The following is a 6,361-nucleotide window of genomic DNA, read 5'->3' on the forward strand; positions in this document are numbered from 1 at the left end:
CCTGGCGGAGGTCCGGGATGGGGGGGACGCGGACGCCGACCCCGGCGCGGTGGCGGCGGAGGCCGAAGCCGAGGCGGCGCTCGAGGCGGCGGAGGCGGCGCTCGCCGAGGTCCGCCGCCGCCTCGAGGCGGCCCAGGGGCGCCTGGCGGACGCCGCGGCGGAGGCGCGCGCGCGGGCGCGGGACGCCGAGCGCCAGCGCGCGGCGTTCGCCGCGCGGCGCGGCTACGCCGAGGGCCCGCGGCAGGCGCTGACGAGCGGCCTCGAGGGCGTGCTGGGGTCGGTCGCGGACCTGCTGCGCGTCGAGGCGGGCTACGAGGAGGCGATCGCGTTGGCGCTCGCGCGCCGCGCGGAGTTCGTCGTCGTCGAGAACGAGGCGGTCGCGCGGGAGGTGCTCGCGTACGTCCGCGAGGTGGGCGGGTGGGTGACGCTCCTGCCCCTCGACCTGGTGCGGGGACGTCCGGCGCCGGTCGACGGGGCGGTGCTCGCCGCCGACGGCGTCCTCGGGCGCGCCACCGACGTCGTGACGGTCGAGCCGCGCTTCCAGGTCGTCGCCGACGACCTGCTGAGCGGCACCGTCCTCGTGGAGACCACGGAGCAGGCCACCGCCCTGGCGCGGCGGGCGGCGTCCCGCCCGCGGCTGGTGACGCTGGAGGGCGCGGTCCTCGACCCGGGGGGCGCCCTTTCGGGTGGGAAGCGGCAGGGCCGCAGTCCGGTGGTGGGTGCCGCCGCGGAGGTCGAGACCGCGGAGGCGGACGCCGACGCCACCGCCGCCGCGGAGGCGGAGGCGCGGAGGGAGGTGGAGGCCGCGCAGGCGGCGTTCGAGACGGCGGCGGGGCGGGCGATGCGGGCGCGCGACGCCGCCCGCGAGGCGCGCCGGCGAGCGGCGGCGTGGCGCGAGGAGGCGGCCGCGCAGGCGCGCCTACGCGAGGACGTCGAGCGGTCGCTCGCCGCGCATCTCGCCGCCGAGGCGGACCTTCCGGCCGCGCCGGCGCCGACCGAGGACGCGCCCGACCTGGACGCCGTCCGGAGCGAGGACGAGGCGGCCCGGGCGGCGCTGCGGGACGCGCGAGCGGCGGAGACGCCGGCGTTCGAGGCGAGCGCGCGGGCGACGGAGGTGCGCTCGCGGGCGGAGGAGCGCGCGCGGGCGTACGCCGCGGCGCGGGCGCGGTACGACGAGGACGTGGCGCGCGCCGAGACGCTCGCGCGGGACGTCGCGCGGCTCGGGGAGGCGATCGAGGCGGGTTGGGCGTCGGTGCGCGACGCGGAGGCCCGCGCGGCGGCGGCGCGCGAGGCGATGCCGGACGTCCTGCCCGCCGCGGAGGCCGCGCGCGAAGCGGCGCGGGAGGCGCTTCGCGAGGCGGAGGCCGCCGCGGAGGCGGCGCAGCGGGCGCGGGGCGAGACGAGCGAGGCGTTGGAGGCAGCGCGGGTGCAGCGCGCCCGGCGCGAGCAGGCGCTCGAGGCGGCGGAGGCGGAGGTCGACGGGTTCCCGGAGGGCCTCGAGGCGCTCGAACTCAACGATCGCGCCGCCCGCTCGCGGTTGCGCGACGCGGAGGCGGAGCTCGAGGCGATCGGGGCGGTGAACCACCTTGCGGCGCAGAACCTGGAGGGGCTGGAGGGGGAGCAGGCGGCGCGGCGCGCGGACGTGGACGAGGCGCGCGAGGCGGTGGAGGCGTTGACGTCGACCCTCGATCGCCTCGATCGGGAGACCACCGCGCGGCTGAACGACGCGATTCGGGGGGTCCGGGCGCGGTTCGAGGCGCACGTCGCGGAGTTGTTCGGGCCGGAGGGGGAGGGGGCGGTTCAGGCGGAGCTCGAGGGGGGACGTCCGACGGGGCTCCGGATCCGCTTGCAGCCGCCCGGGAAGCAGACGCAGGCGCTGGGGCTGCTGTCGGTCGGGGAGCGGACGATGGGGGCGCTCGCCTTCCTGTTTTCGCTGATGGGGGAGGAACGGGGGACGTCGGGCCTCCCGATCGCGGTGCTGGACGAGGTCGATGCGCCGTTGGACGAGGCGAACATCCGTCGCTACCGGGCGTTCCTGGAGCGGCTCGCGGCGCAGGGCACGCAGTTCGTGTTGATCACGCACCAGAAGGCGACGTTCGAGGTGGCGGAGACGTTGTGGGGGGTCACGACGGAGCGGGGGGTGAGCCGGGTGTTCTCGATCCGCAAGGGGGAGGACGAACCGCGTACGCATCCGGCGCCGACCGACGGGCCGGGGTCCGGCGCCGCCCCCACGTGAGGTCGGCGCGGGCGGCGCCTCAGGCGTCCTCGTCGCCGCCGGTGTCCGTCGCGTCGGGGGGCGAGGCGTCGGGGGTCGTCGCGTAGTCGCCGGCGACGGCGTCGACGATGGCGCGCCGTTCGGCGCGACTGCGTTTGCTGTAGCGGCGGGTGGTCTGCAGGTTCGCGTGGCGCAGGAGGTCGGCGGCGGCGTCGATGCCGAAACTCCGGGTGACCTCGGTGCCGGCGGTGTGGCGGAGGCCGTGCACTTCGCGTCCCTCGTAGCGGACCTCCGCGCGGGCGCACAGCGCCTTCAGGCGCGCGCGGGCGCGGGCCGGTCCGAACCCCAGGACGCGCGCGTCGGCGTCGGCGTGCGCGGGTCGGATGGCGTCGAGGGCGTCCAGGACCGCGTCGGCGGCGGGGACGTCGCGGATGCGGCCGCCTTTGCCGTGGACGCGGCGGAGGAGGCCCTCCTTCGCGTCGACCTGCCCCCAGGTGAGGCCGGTGGCTTCGGCGTTGCGGAGGCCGGCGCTGGCGCACAGGTGGACGAACGCGCGGTCGACGGGGTCGGCGGCGGCGAGGAGGCGCGCGACCTCGCCGGCGCGGTAGGCCTCGCGCTTGTCCTCGGGGGCGGTCGGGTCGACGGGGGCGGTGAGGTCCCGGAAGGGGTCGGCGTCGGTCGCGCCGACGTGGCGGAGGGCGCGGTAGAGCGCCTTGCCGGCGGCGAGCTTGACCGCGACGGTGCTCGCCGCCCGCGGTTTGCGTTCGGTCCGCCCGTGGCGGGTGACCTCGACGAGGTCGGTCTCGAGGCGGATCAACCAGACCGCGCCGGCGTCGGCGCTGGGCGCCAGGAGGTTCTCGTCGCGCCATGCCTCGACGAGGTCGCGCACGCCGCGCGCGTACGCCTGGCGGGTGTGGTCGCTCATGGCGGCGCGCTTGCGGCCGCGGGTGACGAGGACGTACTGCGTGAGCTCCCAGAGGGCGACGGCGTCGCGCTCGTTCGCCGCGCGGACGGCCTGCACGCGGCGGGTCTTGGGGCTCATGGAGGCCCAGCGGACGGCGGCGTCGACGGTGGTCTCGTCGGCGACGGCGAGGTCGCTGCCGGCGGCGAGCGCGAGGTCGGCGTCGGCGGCGGCCTGCACGAGGTCGTCGATGCCGGCGCGGAACAGCGCGTGGGCGCGCACGCGGCTGACGCCGAGCTCGCGGCCGAGGGCGGCGAGCGATTCCGGGGCGCCGTCGGCGCCGAGGGCGCGCGCGAGGACCGATGCGCGCTTCGCGTCCACGCGGCCGCCGAACGCCCGGAGGAGCGTGAAGGCCGCGGCGAGGGCGGCGGGGTCGCGGAGGACCTCGCGGGCGCTGCGGGCGCTGCGGTCGGGCCGCAGCAGCTTCAGGGCGAGTTCGCGGGCCGGGGCGGCGTCCGTCGGAGCGACCATGCCAGATGTTAACCCCCAACCCACAAGAGACATTATGCGATTGTTAACACCTGATCGGGTGGCGTCGGCCGGCCGGTCGGCGGCGGCGCGGACCCTCAGGTCCACCGCAGCGTCACCACCCGGTCGCCCGCCTCGAGCGGCCCCCCGAACGGCACGACCGCCTCGCCCCGCCGCACCACCAGCGGCAACGCCTCGCCGTCCGCGATCGCGCGGCCCGCCGCCCGCACCGCGTCCTCGTCGCCCCCCACCTCGATCTCGTCGGTCTCCGTCGCGCCCCGCGCGAGCGCGGCGTCCCACGCCGCGACGTCGACCGCCCGCGCGAACGCCACGTGCCCGCCCAACCCCTCGAGAACGGTGAACAGGCCGCCGTCCCCCTCGCTCGGCAGCAACGCCGTCAGGTTGGGCACCAACCAGCGCTCCCGCGCCCGCTGGACCGCCAGCACGTTCACCTCGGGGTTGGCGGTGAGCGCCACCACCCGCCCCGCCTCCTCGACGCCGGCGCGCTGCAGCGTCGCCGCATCGAGGGCGTCGCCCCGGACCGCGCTCAGCCCCGCCGCCTCCGCCGCCTGGATCGCGTCGGGGTTGCGGTCCACGACCGTCACCGCGCCGCCCTCCGCGAGCCGGCGCGCCACCTCCAGCGCCAACGGGCTCGCGCCGACCACGATCGTGCCGCGCCGCCCGTCGCTGCGCACCAGCTCGCCGCGCCCCTGCAGCCAACGGACCCCCCACGTCAGGAACAACGGCACCGTCGCGGTCGTCGCGATCGCCATGAACACGAGGATCGAGAAGATCGTGCGGTCGATGATGCCCGCCTGCAGCCCGATCCCGGCGATGATGATCTCGACCGCCCCGCGCCCGTTCATGCCGGCCCCCAGCACGATCCCCTCGCGCCACCCGTGCCCGGTCGGCAGGTACGCGAGCGCCGTCCCCACGATCTTCCCGAGCGTCGCCAGCACGATGACCGCCGCGAGCAGGCCCGGCGCCTCGGTGAACACGCCGAACGTCACCTCGAAGCCGGCGGTGACGAAGAACACCGGCGCGAGGAAGCCGAGCGACACGTCGCGCACGAGCTCGGTCAGGTCGTGCGAGAGGCGCCGCTCGCCGATCGCTTCGCGGAGCGCCAGACCGGCGATGAACGTCCCCAGAATCCCGTGCAGGCCCGCCAGGTGCGCGGCCTCGGCGAAGGCGAAGGCGACCAACAGCACGAGCGGCACCAGGCCGGCGCGCTCCAGGTTGCGGCTCGCCAGCGCCCGGTAGGCCCACGGCAGCGCGCGCACGCCCGCGAACCAAGCGACCGCGAAGAACACCGTCACCTTCGCCGCGATCCAGGCGACGCCCGCCAGGTCGAGCGACCCCACCGCCACGACGCTGGTGATGCCGGCGAAGATCAACAACGACAGCGTGTCGGCCAGCAGCGCGCCCGCCATCATGACGTGCGCGATGCGCGTATCGAGGATCCGCAGGTCCACCAGGATCCGCGACTTCGTCGCGAGCGACGTCACCCCCATCGCCATCCCGACGAACACCCCGGCGATCGGCGCCCCGCCGGTGGCGGTCACCACCCAGAAGCCGAGGCCGAACGGCAGCACGAAGCCGCCGAGCGCCGCCAACACCCCCCCGACGCTGGCTTTGCCCAGCTCGCGGGGGTCGATCTCCATGCCGATGTACAGCATCATCAACAGGACGCCGACCTCGGCGAGGACGGCGACCGCGTCGCCCCCCTCGAGCAGGCCCAAGAGCGGCGGACCGAGCACGATGCCGGCCGCCAACTCCCCGAGCACGGCGGGGTACCCGAGGCGTTGGGCGAGGCGGCCGCCGACGTACGCGGCGACGAGGATGAGAAGCAGGTCGAGCAACGGAAGATCCATGCGGGTCCTCCCGACGGCGCGAACGCCGGAATGGGAACGAAACGAGCGGGGAACGTGCGAAGGGGGGCGGCGCGACGACCGCGACGGCCGGCGTCAGGCGCGCGGCGCGTCGTCGAACCACGCGTGCGGCGTCCAGGCGCGACCGCCCGGATGGTGCGACCGCGTGCGTCGTTCGTGCTGCCGCATGGCGTCAGAGTACCCGGCCCGAGCCCGCACGACGCATCCCGCGCGTCACACCGCCCTACGCCAGTTCGTCCAACGTGCGCCGAAACCCGTCCTCGAACGTCGCGCGGAACGCCTCCACGGCGGGGTCGTGCAGGTCGTCGAGCTGCCGCGCCAACGCCGCTTCGGCGTGCGCGAACTCGCGGTTCCCCGCCGTCGCCTCCTCGACGCACTTCAGGTAGGCCGCCAGCGTGTCCGCCGCCTTGACGCACGCCCACGCGTCGGCGTCCTCCTCGCGCGGCTGCAGGAGCGGCGCGACGTGCGCGTCCAGCGGCTCCGGCAGCATCCTCACCAGGCGCTCGCGGGCGGCGTGCGCCACGCCCCCCATCGCCGACGCGACCTCGGGGGTGAAGTACTTGACCGGCGTCGGGACGTCGCCGGTGATGACCTCCTCGGCGTCGTGGTAGACCGCCAGCAACGCTGCGCGCTCGGGATCGACGTTCCCGCCGAACCGCTCGTTCTTCAGCACCGCGAGGGCGTGCGCGAACATCGCGACCTGCAGGCTGTGTTCCTGGGTGTTCTCGGAACGCGTCGAGCGCATGAGGCCCCACCGCTCGATCAACTTCAGGCGCGACAGGTAGGCGAAGAAGTGACTCACGCCGCGTAGGCTACCGTTCCCGCGCG

General features: G+C 76.2%; 4 protein-coding genes. 1 reads left to right on the forward strand and 3 read right to left on the reverse strand.

The features are described from left to right. A partial coding sequence (locus RI554_10050) for a hypothetical protein (protein ID MDR9392357.1) occupies positions 1 to 2,236 on the forward strand: 2,236 nt, incomplete at its 5' end. A gap of 19 nt (positions 2,237 to 2,255) precedes the next feature. Here the strand turns inward: RI554_10050 and RI554_10055 are convergent. The 3 genes from RI554_10055 to yfbR all read right to left on the reverse strand — a co-directional run bounded on the left by RI554_10055 (position 2,256) and on the right by yfbR (position 6,335). Next, a complete protein-coding gene (locus RI554_10055; GenBank protein MDR9392358.1) occupies positions 2,256 to 3,647 on the reverse strand; it encodes a site-specific integrase in 1,392 nt (463 codons plus the stop codon). A gap of 95 nt (positions 3,648 to 3,742) precedes the next feature. Next, positions 3,743 to 5,515 carry a cation:proton antiporter gene (locus tag RI554_10060; protein ID MDR9392359.1) on the reverse strand — a complete coding sequence of 591 codons (1,773 nt, stop codon included), beginning with the start codon at positions 5,513 to 5,515 and terminating at the stop codon, positions 3,743 to 3,745. A 241-nt stretch (positions 5,516 to 5,756) separates the two neighbouring features. Further along, positions 5,757 to 6,335, reverse strand: coding sequence for a 5'-deoxynucleotidase (yfbR, locus tag RI554_10065; protein ID MDR9392360.1), 579 nt, complete (start codon positions 6,333 to 6,335; stop codon positions 5,757 to 5,759). Positions 6,336 to 6,361: the final 26 nt, after the last annotated feature.

Source organism: Trueperaceae bacterium (assembly GCA_031581195.1).
Lineage (GTDB): Bacteria > Deinococcota > Deinococci > Deinococcales > Trueperaceae > SLSQ01.